The organism is Lactococcus petauri (genome assembly GCF_023499275.1).
Classification (GTDB): Bacteria; Bacillota; Bacilli; order Lactobacillales; family Streptococcaceae; genus Lactococcus; species Lactococcus petauri.
Genome location: NZ_CP094882.1, coordinates 1,005,227 through 1,025,976, shown reverse-complemented (window position 1 = coordinate 1,025,976; position 20,750 = coordinate 1,005,227). Strand labels below are relative to the sequence as shown.

The window sequence follows — 20,750 nt, the reverse complement described above, 5'->3', positions numbered from 1 at the left end:
TGCTCTCTAGCGAAAGCCTTTTCATTTCAATATATCTTAATTATACTACGAAATAGTCTGAAAAGGTAAAGATACCCGAAAAATAACTTTTTAAGAGAGGATTTTCGGTACACTTTTTGATTTAACTTACTCAAATTTAAAGTAAGTCGGTGTTTTTGATAGCTTCAATATCTTTAGCACCAGCTAACTGCATGGTAATCGATAATTCTTTATTAAGATGTTCAAACACTGATTTAACACCCTCTTTCCCGCCTAAGTTTAAGCCGTAAAGTACGGGACGACCAATAGCAACAAGGTCTGCACCACTAGCTAAAGCTTTGAAGACATGCTCCCCACGACGTACACCACTATCAAAAATAATTGGGACACGTTTATTGACCACTTGTGCAATTCTTGGAAGGACGGTAAAGGAAGCTGGTCCTCCATCAAGCTGGCGACCTCCGTGATTAGATACCCAAATACCATCAGCACCAGCTGCAATAGCCTCCATCGCATCAACTGGATCTTGAATACCTTTCACGATAACAGGAAGATTTGTCCAGTTTTTAATTTTTTGAATGTCAGAGAGAACGAGACCTTGTTTTGCTTCCGCATAAATTTCAAAAATACCTTTTCCTACGCCATCCGACTCAGAAAATGCTGCCAAATTTGGCATTGGAAGTGGAAATTGGAAATGATTAATCACATCTTCTTCGCGATATCCACCTAGTGTAGAGTCAGCAGTTAAGATAATGGCTTTAACTCCAGATTTCACCGCTTTTTCAAGCAAGAACTGATTAAATTGGTCGTCTTTACTCATATAAAGTTGAAAAAATTGCGGTGCTCCATTAACAGCTGCTGCTGCATCTTCCACAGATGTTGAACCATAAGTTGAAATAGAGAAAAGTGATCCCACTTCTTCCATGGCTTTAGCTGTATCAACCTCTCCTTCCATATGAGCTAAACCTTGTGCAGCAACCGGAGCTTGTATAATCGGTGTTTTAAGATCAATTCCAAAAATGCTGGTTCTCAAGTCTGCAGAATCAATTCCCCGTAACACACGAGGAGAGATTGCTTTAGTATTAAAGGAAGCCGTGTTTTCTCGCATTGTCCATTCATCCTCTGCGCCACCACGAATATAACCAAAGGCACCTTTATTCCCTTGAGCTTCCATACGATCTTTTACACGTCTCTCAAGCGAAGCAATATTTACGATTTCTACTTTTTGTTCATCATTACTAGTAACATATGCCATGGTTATTTCCTCTTTCTTTTCTATTATTTTTTCAAGTTTGTACTTTAAGCTACTGCGCTCTTTGTTTCTTGTAACTCAATTTGACGATATTCTCTCGAAAAGAAACTGCGCAATTGATCTTCATTAAATCCAGCTTGGAGCTGTGGACCTTTCACTAAAAGTGGTCGGCGAAGAAGCTCCGGATGTTGTGAGATGAATTTTGTCCACTCTTTAACAGTCATATCTTCTACATTGACGTTTAAATTTTTAAATGCTTGTGAACGTGTTGAAATGAGATCTTCAGTGCCGTTTTCTGTTTTAGCTAACAATTCACCAATCTCCTCTTCTGTCAAAGGATCAGCAAATAAGTTATGCTCTGTGTATTCCAGATTGTGGTTTTCTAACCAAACTTTTGCTTTCCGACAGCTGGTACATGAGGGAGTGTAGTAAAATTTAATCATCTTGTCTTCTCCATTTTATTTCTATTGTAGGAAGTGAAACTCACTTGCTCGAATTGTTTACGTTTGTAAACACAACTATATAATAACTCCTTTTCCTCAAAATATCAATAATTAAGTAATAAATACAGGTTAAATTTTTGATAGTTAAATAACAAGAACATTTCAATTAGATTTCTTGGGCTTTCCTTTCATATTTACAGTTGCATTTTTTTATCATAGAAGTTATAATAGAAAAGTTATAACTTTCGTACAGATAACATAGATTTATGTTGATATTATACAGAGGCGAAATTATTATTTTAGGATAATAATTTCGCCTCTTTTTGTTTAAATTAGGAGGACATTTAACTGCATGAATAAAAACAAACAATTTCATCTCTTAGGTGCTGTCATTGCTACCGGGCTCTTGTCTTTTTCAGGTGTATTAATCGAAACAGCGATGAACGTGACCTTCCCTCAATTAATTACTGAGTTTGGGCTAAGTACTTCCAAGATACAGTGGGTGACCACTATTTACCTATTAGCAATTGCGATTATTATTCCTTTGTCTTCGTACTTTAATCAGCGCTTCTCGTCTCGTAAGCTCTTTATATCTGGGAATCTTCTTTTCTTCCTTGGTGTCCTGATTAATTGCTTTTCACCTAACTTTACCTTCTTGCTGGCCGGACGCCTTTTACAAGGTGTCGGAACCGGTATTGCTTTGCCTTTAATGTTCCACCTTATCTTAACCAAGGCGCCGCTTGAAAAACGTGGTATGATGATGGGATTAGGAACAGTGACAACATCAATTGCACCGGCCATTGGGCCAACTTATGGTGGTATCATCTCAAACGCATTGGATTGGCGCTATATTTACATCTTTTTACTTCCATTAATCGTTGTATCCCTAATTATTGGTCTTTCTTCACTTCCAGAAGAGAAAAAACAAACGACAAAAAAACTGGCACTTCGACCAGTTTTGGCACTTTCTGTCATGTTTTTCGTCTTCATTTCTGCCTTGAGCGCCGAGCAAATTCTGACCTTTGTAATTCTCTTTATTGTTGGTATTTTAAGTGCCCTACTCTTTGTTTATTATAATCGTAAAGAAACACTGATCGAATTAGCTATATTACGTCATCATAAATTTGTTGCACTTCTCTTTACGCTTCTGGTTTATCAAGGTCTTCTTTTAGGTCTATCCTTTATTTTACCTAACTTTATCCAAGTTTCTGCGGGATATAGCTCTGCTGTGGCTGGACTCTTTATGTTTCCAGGAGCTCTTGTCGGAGCAATCCTCGCTCCAATTTCTGGGAAAATCTTGGATCAGGTTGGTGCGAAGAAGCCAATCACCTTTGGTTTATTAACTGCAAGCTTTGGTATCATTTTACTTTTTGTTTTCCTACCAACGCAATCACTTATTTTATTATTGATTGCACATATCGTTATGATGCTTGGACTGGGTGTTTCCTACAGCAACTTAATGACCAGCAGTTTAAGCACACTTTCATCAGAAGAGCTCTCAGACGGAAATGCATTGGTTAATACATCACAACAATTTATCGGAGCCATTGCAACTGCTTTGGTAGCCAACATTCTCTCTGTCTTTCAACACGCTCAAGGATTTAAAGAAGGCACTCAATTTGGGACATCAGTCATTCTACTCATGTTCTTCGTATTAGTAATTCTGGGACTCTTTGCAAGTTATTCTGCATTGAAAAATAAGAAAAAATAAAAAAAGAGCATTCCTGTGCTCTTTTTTTATTTATGTAAAACAATCTAAAGACCATCTAACTCATTATTAAAACTTAAGCCCAGACACTTTTTAATTTCGGTTTACATATTTTTATTTATGTAAATAATTATTATACTGTAGCATCCGATAATTTAAAGGTGACTAAAGTTTCTGCAGGATAGGCTGCCAACTGACTGGCGAAGCTATCGTCATCATCTTTTTTGACTTTAGCTTTAAGATTGATGCTTACCTTATAGTGTTCTTCGGATAAGATATCATAAAGTGAGCGGAGATCTGAAATGTCTTGGCTACTTGCCTTAGGCAATACCGTATATTTTGCATATTCGGAATCAAACCATGAACTTTCTTTCTCAAAATCGACGGGCGAATTTTCATTAATCTGAAGTTTGACAGTGATGCTGTAATCATAGCCTTGTTGCTCAATCATTTTAGCAATTTTTACCATATCTTCATAAGTTCCTGAAGCTTTGAGTTTCAACGTTGCTTTGTAAGTTATACCAGCAAGTTCAAAACTCTCCGCAATTTTAAATGGATCTTGTTCACTACCTTCTTTGTCTACTTGTGGCGGGAAAAAGTTAACTGAGATAGAATAACCTTCAGTTAGAAGTTGCTCATACTGTTTAATGACTTCTTCTGCTTCCAAGTCATCCATGTATTCATTAAATGTACGTTCTGTTAATTTATTGCTCTCAAGAGCTTCTTCTTTAGGGTATATTATTTTTACTTGATAAGTCATAAATGTATTATATCAAAAAAAGAGAGAGACTTGTTAATCACTCTGAACTTTTCTGCTTTTAGCTTTTTAATCTTTTCGTGTCACTTTACCATGCCATGACAGCATTCCCCCGGTCACGTTTGTTACGTTGTAGTTCATTTTTGAAAGTATTTTAGAGGCTTTTTTCGATCTCATCCCTGATTGACAAATCACAAAATACTTTTTGCCGGGTACTAGTGATGCACCAGAAACTTGCCCTAAAGGGATGTTTATAGCTCCTCTAATATGCCCTTTTTTATATTCATAAGGTTCTCGTACATCAATAACTTCTTCTTTTGTCTGATTATTTCTCAGATGTGTAGCAAGCTCTGTTGTTGTTATACTTTTAATTTTAGTAAATAATCCAAACATCAGTTCTCCTTACTGGCCAAACAACCGTCCCAAGCATTTGTACCGCCCAAGACATTAATAGCGTCGATATTATTTGCAGCGAGCCATTGTGTCACCTGTGCTGAGCGAGCACCCGATTGACAGATAATATAGCTTCCAACATTAACTTCGGCAATACGGTTTTCGAACTCACTCATGGGGAGATTACGTGCTGTTGGTACATGTCCAGCTTCATATTCATAAGCTTCTCGCACATCAATAATATCAGCTTTGTCCTTCATTACTTCTATTAATTCTTGCATTGTAATTGTTCGCATTTACTATTTCCTTTATTTTGTTTATAACACCATTATATACCCTATAGGGTATATAATCAAATTTAATGCTTCTATTAAAAAAGACATAGTTTTCTATGTCTTTTATTTTATCTCTTATTTTGTTGAAAATTTACGGCTGCACCTATGAGATTGGCTGAATTACGATAGTGGCAAACCTTAATCTCAGGCAAAAAAGGCGGTATTTCTAAAGTCTTAATTATTTTGTTCAGCTGTTTGTTAAGTTCTGGAACCAGCCACTCCGCTTGTGAAACTGCCCCACCTATGACAATGAGTTCAGGATCAAAAGCATACTGGAGATTATAAATACCTTTAGCAACATTAAATGTAAAGCGTTCCATCTCCTCTTGTGCAAGAATATCCTTTTCTTGCATAGCTCTCCTAAAGACTTCTTGACCTGTCACATTTGTATTACGCCGTTGATTGTAACGCTTTGCCATGTTTACTGCTGTTCCCAGTTCCGAAAAAGTATGTTTTTCATCCATCAACATAAAACCAAATTCACCACCAAAAAGATGTTTCCCGTGTTGAATTTTTCCATTGAGAACAACAGCTCCACCTACTCCTGTGCCAAGTACTAGAAAAAGTACATTTTTTAGATGCTTGGCTGCTCCAAAAGCAACTTCGGCAAGAGCAGCACAATTGGCATCATTTTCAATAGTCAAAGTTAAGCCTAACTTTTCTTCTAACGCGTGTTGGATATTAAAGCCGTGAATATAAAGCAATGCGCTGAATCCTTCAATATAGCCTGTTGATTGATTCACCGCTCCAGGAGAGCTCATCGCAACACCAGTAATATTTGTCCTCTCTTGTCTCATTTCACTCACAATATCCTTCAGACAGCTGTAATAATCTTCGAGATTATCGGGGGTTTGTTTCGACTTGACTTCTCCTAATTTCCCTTCAGAGAAAAGACTATATTTAATGTTGCTTCCACCAACATCAATTGTTATCAGTGCCATTATTTATCCTCTTTCAGTTTTTGTAACAGTGCTTCTTCAATGTCAACACTTGAGCTTTCTGAAACTTTACGATACCAATGTGCTGATTTTTTTAGTTTCTTGATTTGTCTGTGAATATCTAGAGAAATTAATCCATAGCGGTTTTTATAGGAATTACGCCAACTCCAGCAATCTATTGGTGTCCATGTATGATAACCTAAACAAGCTGAACCTTCGACCATTGCTTGGTGTAAATAGTAAAGATGTTCCGTCATAAATTGAATACGATAATCATCTTGGATAACACCACTTGTATCCTCAAAACGCGCTTCATTTTCAACACCCATTCCATTTTCGGAGATGAACCAAGGAATGTTATTATAGTCCTTTTGTATCGTTTTTGCTATTTTATAAATCGTCTGTGGGTGAATCTCCCAGCCTCTGTCTGCATTCATACGCACGCCTCTTTTGTTAAAGGATGCATAATATTTTTCAGGTAACCAATCCTGAGCCAAACTGTCACTTGAAAACTCTGGCTCTTGGACTCGACTTGGGTGGTAATAATTGACGCCTAAAAAATCCACGGTATTGTGCTTTATCACCTCAAGCTCTTCAGTAGTGCTTTCCCACAATACACCATCACGCTCTAAAATGTTAACGAGTTCTTGTGGGAAATGTCCTTTTACTGAAGCATCTAAAAACAGTTGGTTTTGCCATAAATCAGCAAAGTGAGCCGCTCTGAGGTTCTGTATTTCCTCGTCCTTAGCATAATTAGGCGTTAAGTTGAGAATGATCCCAATCTGAGCTTGGGCATTCTTATTAATTTTTCTAAATCTTTCAATCGCTAAACTGGAAGCTAACTGCAGATTATAGGCAACTTGAACTGCTTTTTTACCATCTTTAAGGTCGGGATAATGGAAACCTAAAAGATAGCCACATTCAACAACTACTATTGGCTCATTATGTGTAAACCACTCCGTTACTCGGTCGCCAAATAAGCGGAAACATTGCTCCGCAAACTGAGCAAAGAGTAGCGCCACTTTTTTATTTTCCCATCCGCCATATTTATGGAGAAGCTCTACAGGCAGATCAAAGTGATGTAAGTTCATCATGGGCCGAATTCCGGCAGATAAGAAAGTATCGATTACGCGGTTATAAAATGCCACTGCTTGAGGATTAGTCTTCCCAGTCTCAAAATCCTCAATAAGTCTGGACCACTGAATACTTGTTCTAATACTGTTGAGTCCAGCTTTCTGCATCAAACGGATATCTTCTTCGAAATCATTGTAAAAATTACTGGCAGTATCTGGACCAATTGAGCCCCAAAATCGTTCACTAAAATGATCAAAGTCATAATCAAAAACATTGTCGTGTTTTTTCTTGAAACGTCCTTCAGTTTGTGGACCACTTGTCGCTGCGCCCCACCAAAAGTCTTTTGGAAATTCTATTTTCATTATTCTGCTCCTTCTACTTTCCTTCTTCTCAAATAGAAGGATTTATACTTTTTCAAAAATAGACCCTAGAAAAAGTAAAATTTCCTAGAATCTCATCTATTTTTTATTCAAAAACGGAAGTCTACTTCATGAGTTGTAATTCATACATTGGGTCATATTGAGGACTTACACCGTCATTGGCAAAGTTATCGCTTGATCCAAGCAAGACTTTATTAACTTCATAAATTGACCGAGCTTGATTAATTCTATTTAAAACGGTTTGATAATTCTCTGCTCCTTGTCCAACACGCTCCCAATGATGTAGTGCTGTATTTTTTGTCTCTTGGAGAGTAAAGCCTTTGGCCTGTAAAATGGCTGTTTTCGTCCAAAGGAAGTTAGAAGGCACAATATGATTTAGATCAAAATTGTTATATGTTCTTCCATCACGGTCTAAGGCATAAAGAAACATGCCATACAGTTTATTTTCTGCTGTATATTTTGCTACTTTGTAAATATTACTTTCTTCGTAAGGTTCTTTAGCATCGTACCATCTATTACGGTCTTGCTCTTCCGGAAAGGCTAAACCAGGCATAAATTGTTCTTTTGGAGTTACCCCGGTATAATCTTTTATTGCTCTGGCTGTGCGTGTGTCATCTGACCCATATTGTTGGTAACCAAGATATGTAAAACTGTCAGCAACGTCTTTCAAAGGATTGAGATTGGAGCCATTTGTATCATAAACAAATACGGTTCCGTTCTTTGCGAGAGGCCCAATATATTTTGATAATGCTCGAATAACACCATTTGACAGAGCAATATCTGTAGTACTTGGATACGTTTCCATGTCAATATCTAAGCCATCAAGTCCGTATTGGCGTACATGCTCGTCTAACAATTGATTCGCATAAGCATCAAATTCTTCTGGGGTTGGAAAGTTGCCTGCATATGGAATTTTTAAAAGCTCTGAATAATCTATTGCCTTAGTCAACTTTACACCTCGAGCATGTAAGTTGGGGACATAAGACTTTTTAAGCTTTTCAAAAAAGGGGGCAGCGGCATCTTCTTGACCTTGAGGGACATAGCTAAAAACATTGACAATATCAATTCCATAAGGAATATCATCCATGCTTAACCAATTTTCGTCTGTAAGGCTGGTATTGACACCTTTCATTTCCTTATCACGCCATGCACGGTAGTAGACCATAGTTTTCGCTTGCTGGCTGTCTTCTTGTGCCTGCGCAGAGATTGGACCAAAAATAAGCATACCAAGTCCAACTGTAAGCAAACCCAAAATATAGCGTTTCATTTTTTTCATCTTGCCTCCTCCTTAAGAAAACATTTTTAAAAATTTTATTTGTTTTGACTAAACTTTAAGTACCGAAAAACCAATTGACAATAGGTCATGTTTGACCAAGAGAACCATTCGCGAGTGTAATTATTCGGATTGTCCACATCAATCCCCTCATGGCACTGGCCAGTTCCTCCATCTGCGGCAACGATTGTCTCTATCTGTTTTTTCATTTTGTCTATATCGTTTGTTGTCAATCCTTCCATAGCTAAAGCTATTGGCCATACATACCGTGGCGGCGTATGTGGGCTACCGATGCCATGCAAATATCGTCCCACATAATAATAAGGATTTTCTTCACTTAAGCATTTTTCTCTCGTTTTTGTATAAAGTGGATCTTCTGCTTCACAATAGCCGAGGAAAGGCAGGGAAAGTAGACTTGGTACATTTGCATCATCCATAAAGAGTTGTTTACCTAAACCATCAACCTCATAGGCATAATAAGGATTTTTTTCAGACGTAACTAGACCATAAGTTTGAATTCCTTCTGTTATTTCTTCTTGAAGTTTCTTTATTTTTCTTTTTAATCTTGGAGAGTGATGCTCCGGAAACAGCTCTAGAAGTTGACCCAAAACCACTAAGATAAAGCAATTCCCTGGAATAAAATAACCGTACTTACACGCATCATCACTCGGTCTAAAGGCGCTCCAGACCATACCTGTATAACCAATTGGTTCTCCACGTCCTTCATGAGATAGTGTATCGGATGGCGGGCAATTTGTTCTTTTAAAAATATAGTCTGAGCTTTCATGATGTTGCTCCGTAATAAAAGTGTCGAGAACAAGTTCAACTGTTGCCCAATAATCTTCCTTAAGGTGTTCGCTATAGCCTGTATGCTTGTAGAGTTGATAAGCCAGGAATAATGGTGCACACAAGGAGTCAATCTCAAATTTTCTTTCCCAGACTAAAGGCGATATTTGAACATTAGAGACATCTTGACTATAGTGATTGTCTGTTGGTTCTTTATTAAAAGCATTGGCATAAGGGTCATGATTAATATAGCGTAATTGTTGCCTCAACACACCGTGAACCAAAGATGTTATCTCCGGAATAGAATCCGCCATTTCCAAATATGGGAGTATTTGAAAGGTAGAATCTCTTAACCACATTGCCGGAATATCACCTGTGGCCACAAATATTTCCCCATTTTCACGTACTGAAACGGTGTTTGAAATAGTATCCACTATGGCATCTTGAAAAAGTGATGTAGCTCGGTCATCCCATAGACGAATTGTCTCTGCATGTTTTTGAATCTTGGAGATTAACTCTTCTTGTTTTATCAACTCCTTTGTCCTCCTACTATTTTTTGAAAAAGATACCATAAGTTCTAATTTCACCTGGTCTAAATTCTTCCATTATGAGCTCTTCGGCAGAATCTTCAAGATTGCCAATAATTTTACCTTCCAAGTTTAACAGCTTAATTGTTGCTGGATCTTGAAGTTTGATGATTCCCGGCATATCTTGGGCAGTATCACAGGGATTATAGAGCCGTAGTTGTATTCCTCTTTGATCGATACAAGTTTCCATGCTGCTGAAGGCTACTTCACTATTTGCTAAAGCTATTACCTGTTGCTCTTTTAATTCTAGCTTCTTCTTGTTTATAGGGAAATATTCTATTGGTGTGCTAAAACGATTGATTGTCTGTGTTTGGTAATATATATTTTCCTGTGTAGTGAGTAGGTATTGATTTTGGAGAGCTGCAGCATTAAAATCAGTGTCTATCACGATATTTCCTTCAAAGAAAACTTCCCCTAAAAGTTGGCTATCAGGTGTTTCAACCTCTCTGGTTTGCAAACCAGAAGCATCTCCTGGTCGTCTTTGTGTATCTGGTCTTCCTAGGTAACCCACGCCTCTAAATATGGTAATGGCAAGCTCTTGCTGCTCCTTATTAAGAACTTGGAAATCTTTTGTTCCTTTACTTAAGAAACTCCAGCTTGTCTTCGTATCATGAAGATTGGCGAAGTGAATCATCGGACGCATGCTTGTGGGTTCTTCTTTATATCCTCTTGCTCGCCAATCTTGCAAGTGCTTTTCTTCAATCGGTCGATTGATAATACCAAAAGGTGTATCACTGGTCGAAAACTCAGACTGAACATCTGTTTTAAGTACTAGGCGTAAACGATGATCAAGCACTTGATTATTCACATTTAGTCTAAGCTGAATCCGATTATCCTGCTTATTAAGCTCTAAAGTTAATGTATATGTGACCTGTCCATCAAGTTGTTGTGCTTTCCGTGATGCTAGGTTATAAGGAAGGTTCCATTCGCCTTCTACAATTATTCGGCTTAGTAATTTTCCTTGTTCCACATGAGAAGTTTGACTGTTATTAAAGTTCAGATTTAAGATCCAATCCGCAAAGGCTGGTGAATAATCGTAGGTATCTCCTTCATCTCCTCCATCTTCAAAAGATAGAAAATCTAAATATTTTTTACCGTTCTTCTTAAGCCAAAGATTGAACTTTCCCTCGGTAAACTCAATCTGATAAAAATCATTTTCAATCCTTGTTGCCTTTAGCAGTGTTTGAGCCTTTTCTTCCTCGGCACTAACATGATAATGCACATAGCCCATGGCTGGTAAAGTGCATTCTACTGCTATTGTACTAACATAGTAAGATTCATCAAGCATTTCCTCAGGATTTCTGCGAAGCAGTGCTGCATTTTCCATTACTTGCTCAATAATCTCAAAAGCTACCTTCTCTCCCCTGTCGTCAGTGAGTGAAAAATGTTTATTTTGTGTAGAAAGTTTGACTTTCTTTATCACTTTAAGCTCAAAAGGAAGAGGATTCCACATGAAAAGACTGTCTTCTTGATTCCTATTTAGTGAAATACTTAATTTTCTGAGCAAGTAGTCCATACAAGACTGAGCTTCCTGTAGGCCATTTATCCCACGCATATAGATATCGCGGTTAGTTTTATCACTATTACAACCACCAGCACTGTCGTGTGCTTGACCGCGGCTTACTATCTTCCACAAGCTATCTATTAGACCTTGTTTAACAGGAATGCCATAACGTGCAGCTAAAACAGACATTGGTTCTAACTGATAAGTTAGGAGACGCTCAAGTTGATCATAGACTTGTTTTAAGTCATAACGTGATGAATAAATACCACGGTGAATTTTGGAATCTATTGGCTCAATAAACTCGCCCTTGATATCTAGAAATTCTTGGGCATCTTTTTCGAGTGCCTTGAAAAATTGCGGGTAGTTACTTTCAATAAACACTGTTGATTCTTCAATTTCTTGATTTGCCTTATCGATCCTTGTTTTTAAATTAAAATCAACTGCACGCTGATCCCCTCCCACCGGTAAAAGATGCGCGTTGCTATTTGTATGTGTTGATATTCTTTCAACCAGGTCTGAAAAATCATTCTTTTCTACTAAATCAACTCCCGCATAGTAACCATTTTTAATATTGGCTGTCAGTACTTTTGAACCATCATTACTTGACCAATAAAAGTAGCGCGTATTCGCTTCATTCGGCATTCCGCGCCAAAAAAGGGCATGTTGGATATCAAAGCCATGATAGATTTTCGGCATGTCTTGACTTTGTCCGAAAGAATCTGGCAAGTAGCCAATTCTCATAGCGCTGCCTAGTTCTTCTGCTTCACGAATACCAATACGTAGATTTCTCACTATTGATTCCCCAGAAGTTGTCATTTCATCAATTTGTGTGAACCAAGGTCCGACGAAGAGTCTGCCCGCCTGGACAAATTTTTTCAGCTGTTTTTCTCTTTCAGGAAAGAGACTGAGATAATCTTCGACAATTGACATTTGACCATCTAAAGTATAAAAATCCAACTGATTACTTTCCAAAGCTTCTAAAACTTCATCCATGTGAAAAATAAATTGCACACGTGCTTCTTGTCTTGTAAAATACCATTCAAAATCCCAGTGAGTATGTGCAACAGTATATACTTTTTTCATGGGTACTTTCCTCTATTTCTTATTTAAATTCTATTCTGCACTGAGCATTGCTGCTTGTTCAGCACGTTCTTGTTTTTGGTTAAGAATTACAAACGGTGCATATAAAACAATGTCTAAGACAACCAAAACAAGGGTCAATATAACCGGACTAATATGGAAGGCTCCTAAAACCCAGGTACTGATAAAGATAGGTTCATTTCCTGAATTCAGGACGACCAGAGGAACAACCCAGCCAATAGATGTTACAATATAAGCGATAACAGCGTTAATCATTGGGACAAGCACCCAGGGGATAAACATTAACGGATTAAGAACGATAGGAAGGCCGAAGATAACCGGTTCATTTATCCCAAAACATCCAGGTATTAAAGCAAGTTTTGCCACTTCACGTTCTTTTTCGCCTTTCTTCGTAAAGATAAGCATCGCGATAATTAAACCAAAGGTCGCACCTGAACCACCAATCATGGCATATACGTTGGTCATTGTATTTGGCGCAATAGAAATGCCAGCAAAACTTTGTGTTTCAGCAAATTTTGCTACATTTTCTAAGAAAATAGGGAGCCAGAAAGCTGATACGACACCCCAAACGATATTGAAACCATGAAGGCCGAGGAACCATAAGATTTGTTGGAGTAGAATAACGATGAGAATGGCAGGTAATCCCGTACCTACTGTTAGCAAAGGCTTAATAAGTACTTCAGAAATCATTTGTAGTAATGACACATAACCCAATGATTGTAGGGCAATCCGAATTGCGCCAAAGATTAACAGTACACCACTAATCGGAATTAATGAGAAGAAAGAATCAAATACATTTTGTGGCACATTGCCGGGCATTTTGATTGTAAATTTACTTCGTGTAAATCGTGCAAATAAAGCCACGGCAATTAAACCAACGATGAGGGCTGTAAACATCCCTTCATAGCTGAAAAATGAGGTTGAAAAACCTTCAACAATATCCGCTTTCGGATCCAAATAATTAACGTTATTGGGTACCATCACGAAATATGCTGCAAAGGCTAGCAAAGTTGCAATGATTGGATTAAGTTGGCTGTTTTTTTCATTTCTTTTGAGCTCGAAAGCATAAGAATATGCTGAAGAAAAGACCACAATAAGCGCAACAATACCTAAGGTCGCATTTCCGATATAACCAAACAGATTACTGATATTCGTCAATAAAGCATTATGAATATCTTGGTTTTTAATAAGGGCATCAAGCTGCATTTTGATCAGATTAGAGAAGGAACCTACAACCGTGAACGGTATTGTCCTTACAAAGGCATTTTTAATGGCCTGTAAAATCGTATTCCGCTCCACCCAAGCAGATACTTTTAGTAATGGTTCTTGAAACTTCTGCACATCAATTTTCATAATACGCACTTCCTTTTTCTTTTTTTAGAAGCCACTTCCATCAAAAAGAAACCGCTTCCGTTTTTTATTATATACAATTTTTTAAAATTTGTAAAGATGAATATAAAATTAATGTAGACAAATCATAGAAAATGTTATATAATATATATACAAATCATAAAAAGCGAGGTATACAAATTGTACAAATACCGTGAAATCTACGCTGACATCAAACGAGACATCCTGACCAACCATTATCGAGCGGGAACGCTTCTCCCTACACAAGAATTCTTTGCTGAAAAGTATAATGTGTCACGCATTACTTTAAAAAAATCTCTCACTTTATTAGAAAACGAAGGCTTAATCTTTAGTAAACAAGGCTCCGGAACTTATATTCGTCCCAGAGTGGAAGAAACCACAGAGCTTCTACCTTTAGATTTACCAATTGGTGTAACTTATTCGCATCGTGATCAAGAGATTAAAAGTAAAATACTCTTTTTTGATGCGCGTTTACCTTCTACAGAAGAGCAAAAGCATCTTCTATTGAATAAAACAGATCCGGTTTACGAATTTAAACGTCTTCGTATTTTGAATGGCAAAGCTTATAGTTTTGAACATGTTGTCATGCCAAGTTATATCGCTCCCATCACCGAAGAAATCTTAGAAGGCTCTGTCTATGACTATCTGGGACAGGAAGCAAAACTACAGTTAGTAGATGCTAAACGTGTCATTTACGCCGATCAAGCCGATGAGGAAGTGAGCAAAAATTTGCAGATTGAACGTCATTCGCCCGTCCTCGTTATTGAGCAAACTGCTTACGACCAAAAAGGACATGCTTTTGAATTTTCTAAATCCTACTTTATCAGTAACCAAACCAAATTTGCACTTGATATTCATCTCAAAAAGAACTAAAGCGATTAAAAAGCCACAAATTTAAAAATGTTTGTGGCTTTTTAATCTTCATTTGTAAACAATGCCCTCATTAGGCCGCCCTTATATTATTGAAAAATAAATAAGGACGTGCTATAATGTTCTTGTTATAATATAAGGAGAAACTCAGGTGTTAAAACTAACAAAAAATGAGCAGGATTATCTTAAGGCTATTTATACCTTGGAACGTGCGGGAGATGATTCAGCTGTCAGTATACAACTTATTGCAAAAAAATTATCTGTTGCTGCGCCTAGTGCAACTGAAATGATTAAAAGATTAGCAAAAAAACAACTTGTAGACTATGCACCATATCGTGGTGTAAATTTATCAGAGCAAGGCAAGGTTCAGGCTCGCTTTATTATTAAAAGCCATCGTGTTTGGGAAAGTTTCTTAGTGGACAAACTTGGCTATTCTACAGAGGAAGTTCATGATGAAGCTGAAAATTTAGAACACGCCTCTTCGCCAAAGCTTGTGGAATACCTCTATGCTTTATTAGATTATCCTGCTGTTGATCCACATGGTTCAACCATTCCTTCAGAAGTGTTTTGGAAAAAAAATAAAGTAGAAATTCCGCTAAAGCAAGCTGAGGAAAACAAAAGTTACTATATCACGACTTTAAACGAGGAAGCACAAGCCTTCTTTGAAAAGTTAAACATTAACATCCCGCACTTTATTCAGATTATTGAGCGGCTTCAGGATGGATCAATTATTCTAAAAGAGGACAATGGCCAAGTTTCGGTTATTCCTCAATTTTTACAAGAAAAAATCTTACTAATGCAAAGAACTGGAACCGTTGCTTCTGCTTTAGAAAACGAAAACACCTAGACATTTTCTCTTATATTAACAGTAATATTAAAAAACAATGTTGAATATAGTTCAACTTAGAGAAGGTAAAAATGAATGATTTTAAAAATCAACCACATAAGTTGATTTATCATACAAACGGAAAGTCTCTCCAAGAGATTAACGGCACAGTAAAAGTTCCAAAAGATGGTAAGTTTTTTAGGACACTTCTTGCATATTCAGGACCTGGAGCTTTAGTGGCTGTGGGTTACATGGATCCGGGAAACTGGTCAACCTCAATCACAGGTGGACAAAATTTTCAATATTTATTGATCTCTGTCATTTTGATGTCAAGCCTAATTGCTATGCTCCTTCAGTACATGTCAGCAAAACTTGGGATTGTTAGCCAGATGGACCTCGCCCAAGCTATCCGTGCACGTACCAGCAAAACTTTAGGAATCATCCTATGGATACTTACAGAGCTTGCGATTATGGCAACAGACATTGCAGAAGTTATTGGTGCAGCAATCGCACTGTATTTACTTTTCGATATTCCCCTTATTCTAGCGGTCTTCATTACGGTTTTTGATGTCTTTTTACTCTTGCTCCTCACAAAAGTAGGTTTTAGAAAGATTGAAGCTCTTGTTGTGTGTCTAATATTAGTGATTTTATTTATTTTCACCTATCAAGTTGCTTTGTCTAATCCCGATTGGAAAGGAATTGTTGAAGGTTTTATTCCAAATACACGGACCTTTGCTACTTCCCCTTCTATTGCAGGAATGACACCTTTAACAGGAGCTCTTGGTATCATTGGGGCAACTGTAATGCCACATAATCTCTATCTCCATTCTTCAATTTCACAAAGTCGTAAAATTGACCATGATGACGATAAAGATATCGCTCGAGCTGTTCGTTTTTCAACTTGGGATTCTAATATCCAATTGAGTTTAGCTTTTGTTGTTAATTCGCTATTGCTCATTATGGGTGTTGCTGTATTTAAGACAGGTGTCATTGACGACCCTTCATTTTTTGGCCTTTACGATGCCCTTTCGACACCAGATTTATTAAGTAATGGTGTACTTGCGGATGTTGCTAAGACAGGTGCTTTATCTACCTTATTTGCCGTAGCTTTACTGGCTTCTGGGCAAAATTCGACAATCACGGGGACTTTAACAGGACAAATCATAATGGAAGGATTTATCCATATGCGGATGCCAATGTGGGCGCGTCGTCTAATCACGCGCTTACTATCTGTCGTTCCTGTCTTGATTTGTGTTACGATGACACGTGGCTACAGTCTAAAAGCACAGCATGAAGCCATTAACAATCTCATGAATAATTCGCAAGTCTTTCTTGCATTTGCACTGCCCTTCTCCATTATTCCTCTTCTAATGCTTACAAATAGTAAAAATGAAATGGGTAAATTTAAAAACAATTGGATTGTTCAACTCTTTGGTTGGTTCTCTGTCATTGCGTTGACTTACCTTAATCTTATTGGTCTACCAGACCAAATTGAAAGTCTATTTCCTAAGAATCTTGCCTATCTTGCAGATGGAACCGCAATTCTACTTATTGTTTTAGTAATTGCTTTACTCATTTGGACTATATTTGAACTTTACCGAGGCAATAGAAAACTCTCACTGCTTAATCAAAAACTATCAGATTCATAAATAAAAAAAAGCTATCACCGATAGCTTTTTTTTATTTAACCATTACTTGGTAAGAAAGGGATGATTGACTCAGCAAAAGCCTCCATATTACGGCTTTGAATCATGATTTTACCACGACCTTTAAATTTGTTGACAAGCCCTTCACCAGTTTTAAAACCAAAAGTTCCAGAAGCGACTTCGATTGAATAATCAAGCGTTTTGCTCCATGCAAGGACGTGATGATTGTCCACGATATATTCTTCTGTACCATCTAATTCAATTTCGACAATATCACCATAGCCATTAACTAACATACGGCCACTTCCTTGTGTTTCCATAACATACAGACCACCAGTTCCACCAAGAAGAGCTCCACTTAGTTTTTGTCGTTCCATCGTATAGTGAACATCCCCATCACTTGCAAGGAAGGCCCCTGTATTCAAACGCCATTGTTCTTGACCAATATTAAGTTCTTTCACAGCACCCGGAGTAGCTGGCGCCAAAGTGATTTGACCATTAGCACTGCTTGATTTGACTTTAGTGATAAAGAAACTTTCACCACTTGTTATTGAGCGCCCAAGAGCTTTCAAGGCGCCACCAATACCACCTCTCCCATTGCTATTCATCTTACCTTCAAGCGTAACTGAAGGGTTGTGGTAAACCATTGCTCCTGACTCAATCTGAATTTCTTCCTTATCTTGCAGGGTAACATGTACAAGTGGAAAAGCTGATGTTGAGCTCAATTGATATTCCATAAATTTGGGCCTACTTTCTCATTTTTTCTAATTATAACATAAAATTAAAGAGAGTAAAAAGCCTCTTGCTCAGGTCAAGAAACTTTTTACTCTCTTTATCTATAATCAATAGTTTGAATTGTTTTGCCTTGATCATCGGTAAGATTCACAACAAGTTGAGGATGATTTACCCCAGAAGCTTTCATTGATTCTAAAACTTTATCGGCAACTTTTTCTATCTGATCACCATTTGTTGCTAAGATGCTGTGAGATAGGAAGCCGTTCATTTTAGAGGAACTTACTGTATATTTTACTGTCTGTCCATCTGTTGTGGCTTGGGCTGAATCAATAAAACCTTGCGAACGACTCACAATATTGCTGGCATTTTGATTCAGTGTTGAGACAATCGCTTCTGGACTGGCTGGAGCAATATTTCCTGAAGCATCAGTCAAACTTTCTGAATAGGGAATAACTTTCGACAGAAGATTATCCGTATTATTGGCAATTGCATAACGCCCAAGCAAAACAAGACCTCCCACAAAAAGCGCAAGCACGATAATAAGCCCAACAAGAAAACCAATTAATCTTCTCAAAATTCCTTTTTTATTTCTTTTTGATCTTCTTGAAACCATAATCTCCCCTTATCTGTGAGCAACTTATAAACGGCCGTCTGTCACAAAGACATTTTAAATTTAATTATTATTTTTTATTTTACAGTACTTTTCTTAAGCGAAAGTTATTATAAAAAAGCCTTAAGCCTTTTTATTGATTTTGTAGTTGTAAAACTTGCGCGTTATTGATTTCTTTAAAGAGTTTGTTGCTTGTTTCTTTTGAGATAGTTTCCGATTTCACCTGATCCAGTACATACTGATATTCAAGTTGGAAAGCTTCAATAAGTAGTTCGTTAGGCACGATTGTTTCTTCTTGAATTTCATTTCGCATACGGTAATGTCTATTTTCGAAGACTCGCTTCACTTCTTCAATGTCGCTGAAATCAGTAACCTTCTTCTCAAATCGTTCTCTTTCAAGACGATTTAATTTTTCCATTGTGGCCTCATAAAGAACATCCTCTAAATGCCCAAGTTCATTTCTTACGGCTATGAATTCTTGCATCTCACTTTGATCAGCTCCACGTAATCGACTTCTTCTCGAAAACATTCTTCTAATTTTTTTACTCATGGCGCGCTTGCTGCTATTCTCCAAGTAAATTCTGAAGTAGTCAATAGCTTTCGCTGAAAAATTTTCTTGAATATCTGAACTATCCAAAAATGCTTCTTGCCAGGTCACAATGTTTTCTAAGAGTCGACTACTCTTATTATGATCAGGAATTTGCAAACCTTTTTGTGATTGCAATTGCTTTGTTAAGCTACTGCGCACCTTACTGTCCTCTATCACTTGCATCATATGTAAAATAGCATAGTCAACCATATCATTTCGAACACTATCAATGTCGTCTGAACTTGCAGCTTTCATTGGTGACAAGAGTTTAGGCAAGATAAATGTAGGCACGATAAGGCTGAGCAAAATGACAATCGTTGCCATACTAATAATAATCTCTCTGTTCTCAGTGCTCAAAATAGCAGTATTTAGGGGTAAAGAGAAGGCCATTGCTAATGTCATTGTTCCGTGTGCTCCTGATAGAGCAAAAATAGTGGAGTCTTTACCGCGCTCTTTCTTATCGTTTGAGAAGAAATGTTCGATAGAACGATTACCTCTTTGATTAGTCCAGAATTTTCGTATAAATAACATCAGCACGTAAACCAAAGCACTGATAAAGAAGAGTATAACAGCTTCTTCTAAGCCTAAGGATTTAAAGATATCCCAAATACCAAAGAGACTTACTCCTAATAAAATAAAGACAAAATTGTTGAGAATCCCACTCAGTATTTCCCAGATGGTATTATTGGTGAGTTGAACATTGGTCGACGTAAGTTTAAGCATATCGCCTTCAAAATTATGAATTAATCCTGCAGCAACAACTGCAAGTACTCCAGAGGTGCCAAAATGCTCAGCAAGCAAATAAAGAGCAAAAGGCGTTAAAATAGAAATCGGAATAATCGTCGCTTCTGGATTTGTTGCCCGAAGATTAATCGCAATGCGAATACGAACTAAGAAAGTCCCGACAATTAATCCAATAAGTATTCCCCCAATGGAAACAAAAGCAAACTGGCCAAGTCCTCTCCAAATACTAAAATGACCACTTTCCAGCACCGAAAGCCCCAAACTTAAGAGGACCAAACCTGATGCATCATTGAAAAGAGATTCAAACTCGACAGCTTCATTTACGCCTTGTGGCATTTTTTTACCCGCAATAATAGATTTAACAGCAACAGAGTCTGTTGGCGTAACAATTGCAGCAAAACAAATTGCCAAGGGGAAAATCCAGCTGCCCATAATATTTGTGGTCAATGCTGCAACAAAGAGTACAGTTACAACAGCTAAAGTAATGGAGAGAAAGAATATTCCTCTGAAATTTTTTCTAACTTCTTTCAAAGATGTTTTACTGCCTTCATTAAACATTAAAGGTGCAATAATTAACATCATGAAAAACTCTGGCTCCAACTCAAAATGCCTAAACTCTGGTAAGAAACTCAGAAGAATTCCTACTCCGATCAAAATAAAGGTTTCAGATATTTTTGGGAAAAATTCTTTGATTACATTTGCCGCAATGACCCCAATCAACATTACAGCTATGAAACTAACGGCTGACATAAAACACCTTTTCTAATTTTTTCTATTTCTTTAGTATATCACATACTCCGTCATACAAACAATCCTCCTGTGTGAAAATTAAAAGCTAGGAATAATTAT

General features: G+C 37.4%; 18 protein-coding genes. 4 read left to right on the top strand and 14 right to left on the bottom strand.

Annotated features, from left to right (window positions below; all coding sequences use genetic code 11):
• Positions 1-136 precede the first annotated feature (136 nt).
• Together lgb_RS05060 and spx are read right to left on the bottom strand one after the other, a co-directional pair.
• The gene (locus tag lgb_RS05060) at positions 137-1,234 is read right to left on the bottom strand and encodes a lactate oxidase (protein WP_019293908.1); all 1,098 of its coding nucleotides are present in this window, start codon (positions 1,232-1,234) and stop codon (positions 137-139) included.
• 44 nt (positions 1,235-1,278) lie between these two features.
• Positions 1,279-1,674, bottom strand: coding sequence for a transcriptional regulator Spx (gene spx / locus lgb_RS05055; RefSeq protein WP_019292298.1), 396 nt, complete (start codon positions 1,672-1,674; stop codon positions 1,279-1,281).
• A gap of 352 nt (positions 1,675-2,026) precedes the next feature.
• On the opposite strand from spx, the gene lgb_RS05050 reads away from it, so the two are divergent.
• Positions 2,027-3,385 (top strand): MFS transporter, encoded by a 1,359-nt coding sequence (locus tag lgb_RS05050; protein WP_019293907.1) that lies wholly within the window; start codon positions 2,027-2,029, stop codon positions 3,383-3,385.
• A gap of 130 nt (positions 3,386-3,515) precedes the next feature.
• Here the strand turns inward: lgb_RS05050 and lgb_RS05045 are convergent, their stop codons facing one another.
• The 9 genes from lgb_RS05045 to lgb_RS05005 form a co-directional block, all read right to left on the bottom strand.
• Positions 3,516-4,142 (bottom strand): hypothetical protein, encoded by a 627-nt coding sequence (locus lgb_RS05045; RefSeq protein ID WP_019292300.1) that lies wholly within the window; start codon positions 4,140-4,142, stop codon positions 3,516-3,518.
• A gap of 66 nt (positions 4,143-4,208) precedes the next feature.
• Positions 4,209-4,532 (bottom strand): rhodanese-like domain-containing protein, encoded by a 324-nt coding sequence (locus lgb_RS05040; protein WP_019293906.1) that lies wholly within the window; start codon positions 4,530-4,532, stop codon positions 4,209-4,211.
• Complete coding sequence (locus lgb_RS05035; RefSeq protein WP_019293905.1) at positions 4,532-4,828, bottom strand: rhodanese-like domain-containing protein; 297 nt, start codon at positions 4,826-4,828, stop codon at positions 4,532-4,534. The genes lgb_RS05040 and lgb_RS05035 overlap by 1 nt, the downstream gene beginning before the upstream one ends.
• Before the next feature lie 107 nt (positions 4,829-4,935).
• Positions 4,936-5,808 carry an ROK family protein gene (locus lgb_RS05030; RefSeq protein WP_019293904.1) on the bottom strand — a complete coding sequence of 291 codons (873 nt, stop codon included), beginning with the start codon at positions 5,806-5,808 and terminating at the stop codon, positions 4,936-4,938.
• Positions 5,808-7,241 carry a glycoside hydrolase family 1 protein gene (locus tag lgb_RS05025; protein ID WP_019293903.1) on the bottom strand — a complete coding sequence of 478 codons (1,434 nt, stop codon included), beginning with the start codon at positions 7,239-7,241 and terminating at the stop codon, positions 5,808-5,810. Before lgb_RS05025 ends, lgb_RS05030 begins: the two co-directional genes overlap by 1 nt.
• A gap of 121 nt (positions 7,242-7,362) precedes the next feature.
• Positions 7,363-8,535, bottom strand: a complete 1,173-nt coding sequence (locus lgb_RS05020; RefSeq protein WP_019293902.1) for an EndoS/ChiA family endoglycosidase — start codon at positions 8,533-8,535, stop codon at positions 7,363-7,365.
• Positions 8,536-8,570: 35 nt separating this feature from the next.
• Positions 8,571-9,890, bottom strand: coding sequence for a glycoside hydrolase family 125 protein (locus lgb_RS05015; protein WP_019293901.1), 1,320 nt, complete (start codon positions 9,888-9,890; stop codon positions 8,571-8,573).
• On the bottom strand, positions 9,868-12,492 hold the full coding sequence (locus tag lgb_RS05010; protein ID WP_019293900.1) for a glycoside hydrolase family 38 N-terminal domain-containing protein: 2,625 nt from the start codon (positions 12,490-12,492) through the stop codon (positions 9,868-9,870). Before lgb_RS05010 ends, lgb_RS05015 begins: the two co-directional genes overlap by 23 nt.
• 30 nt (positions 12,493-12,522) lie before the next feature.
• Positions 12,523-13,863, bottom strand: a complete 1,341-nt coding sequence (locus lgb_RS05005; RefSeq protein WP_019293899.1) for a PTS sugar transporter subunit IIC — start codon at positions 13,861-13,863, stop codon at positions 12,523-12,525.
• Between the two features lie 177 nt (positions 13,864-14,040).
• Here lgb_RS05005 and lgb_RS05000 point away from each other — a divergent pair, with 177 nt between their 5' ends.
• From lgb_RS05000 to lgb_RS04990, 3 genes are all read left to right on the top strand, one after another.
• The gene (locus lgb_RS05000) at positions 14,041-14,754 is read left to right on the top strand and encodes a GntR family transcriptional regulator (RefSeq protein ID WP_019293898.1); all 714 of its coding nucleotides are present in this window, start codon (positions 14,041-14,043) and stop codon (positions 14,752-14,754) included.
• A gap of 148 nt (positions 14,755-14,902) precedes the next feature.
• A complete protein-coding gene (locus tag lgb_RS04995) occupies positions 14,903-15,598 on the top strand; it encodes a metal-dependent transcriptional regulator (RefSeq protein WP_019293897.1) in 696 nt (231 codons plus the stop codon).
• Positions 15,599-15,669: 71 nt separating this feature from the next.
• Positions 15,670-17,226, top strand: a complete 1,557-nt coding sequence (locus lgb_RS04990) for an Nramp family divalent metal transporter (protein WP_019293896.1) — start codon at positions 15,670-15,672, stop codon at positions 17,224-17,226.
• A gap of 35 nt (positions 17,227-17,261) precedes the next feature.
• Here the strand turns inward: lgb_RS04990 and lgb_RS04985 are convergent, their stop codons facing one another.
• The 3 genes from lgb_RS04985 to lgb_RS04975 form a co-directional block, all read right to left on the bottom strand.
• On the bottom strand, positions 17,262-17,960 hold the full coding sequence (locus lgb_RS04985; RefSeq protein WP_019292312.1) for a TIGR00266 family protein: 699 nt from the start codon (positions 17,958-17,960) through the stop codon (positions 17,262-17,264).
• A 95-nt stretch (positions 17,961-18,055) separates the two neighbouring features.
• Entirely contained in the window at positions 18,056-18,571 is a 516-nt protein-coding gene (locus lgb_RS04980; protein ID WP_019293345.1) for a hypothetical protein, read from the bottom strand.
• A gap of 130 nt (positions 18,572-18,701) precedes the next feature.
• Entirely contained in the window at positions 18,702-20,651 is a 1,950-nt protein-coding gene (locus lgb_RS04975) for a cation:proton antiporter (RefSeq protein ID WP_019293346.1), read from the bottom strand.
• Positions 20,652-20,750: the final 99 nt, after the last annotated feature.

Excerpts from the sequence above, each read along its gene's own strand:
- lgb_RS04980 (WP_019293345.1), bottom strand. The coding sequence starts at position 18,571 with ATGGTTTCAAGAAGATCAAAAAGAAATAAAAAAGGAATTTTGAGAAGA.
- lgb_RS05060 (WP_019293908.1), bottom strand. The coding sequence starts at position 1,234 with ATGGCATATGTTACTAGTAATGATGAACAAAAAGTAGAAATCGTAAAT.
- spx (WP_019292298.1), bottom strand. The coding sequence starts at position 1,674 with ATGATTAAATTTTACTACACTCCCTCATGTACCAGCTGTCGGAAAGCA.
- lgb_RS04985 (WP_019292312.1), bottom strand. The coding sequence starts at position 17,960 with ATGGAATATCAATTGAGCTCAACATCAGCTTTTCCACTTGTACATGTT.
- lgb_RS05035 (WP_019293905.1), bottom strand. The coding sequence starts at position 4,828 with ATGCGAACAATTACAATGCAAGAATTAATAGAAGTAATGAAGGACAAA.
- lgb_RS05040 (WP_019293906.1), bottom strand. The coding sequence starts at position 4,532 with ATGTTTGGATTATTTACTAAAATTAAAAGTATAACAACAACAGAGCTT.
- lgb_RS05050 (WP_019293907.1), top strand. The coding sequence starts at position 2,027 with ATGAATAAAAACAAACAATTTCATCTCTTAGGTGCTGTCATTGCTACC.
- lgb_RS05010 (WP_019293900.1), bottom strand. The coding sequence starts at position 12,492 with ATGAAAAAAGTATATACTGTTGCACATACTCACTGGGATTTTGAATGG.
- lgb_RS04975 (WP_019293346.1), bottom strand. The coding sequence starts at position 20,651 with ATGTCAGCCGTTAGTTTCATAGCTGTAATGTTGATTGGGGTCATTGCG.
- lgb_RS05005 (WP_019293899.1), bottom strand. The coding sequence starts at position 13,863 with ATGAAAATTGATGTGCAGAAGTTTCAAGAACCATTACTAAAAGTATCT.
- lgb_RS04990 (WP_019293896.1), top strand. The coding sequence starts at position 15,670 with ATGAATGATTTTAAAAATCAACCACATAAGTTGATTTATCATACAAAC.
- lgb_RS05030 (WP_019293904.1), bottom strand. The coding sequence starts at position 5,808 with ATGGCACTGATAACAATTGATGTTGGTGGAAGCAACATTAAATATAGT.
- lgb_RS05020 (WP_019293902.1), bottom strand. The coding sequence starts at position 8,535 with ATGAAAAAAATGAAACGCTATATTTTGGGTTTGCTTACAGTTGGACTT.
- lgb_RS05045 (WP_019292300.1), bottom strand. The coding sequence starts at position 4,142 with ATGACTTATCAAGTAAAAATAATATACCCTAAAGAAGAAGCTCTTGAG.
- lgb_RS05025 (WP_019293903.1), bottom strand. The coding sequence starts at position 7,241 with ATGAAAATAGAATTTCCAAAAGACTTTTGGTGGGGCGCAGCGACAAGT.
- lgb_RS05015 (WP_019293901.1), bottom strand. The coding sequence starts at position 9,890 with ATGGTATCTTTTTCAAAAAATAGTAGGAGGACAAAGGAGTTGATAAAA.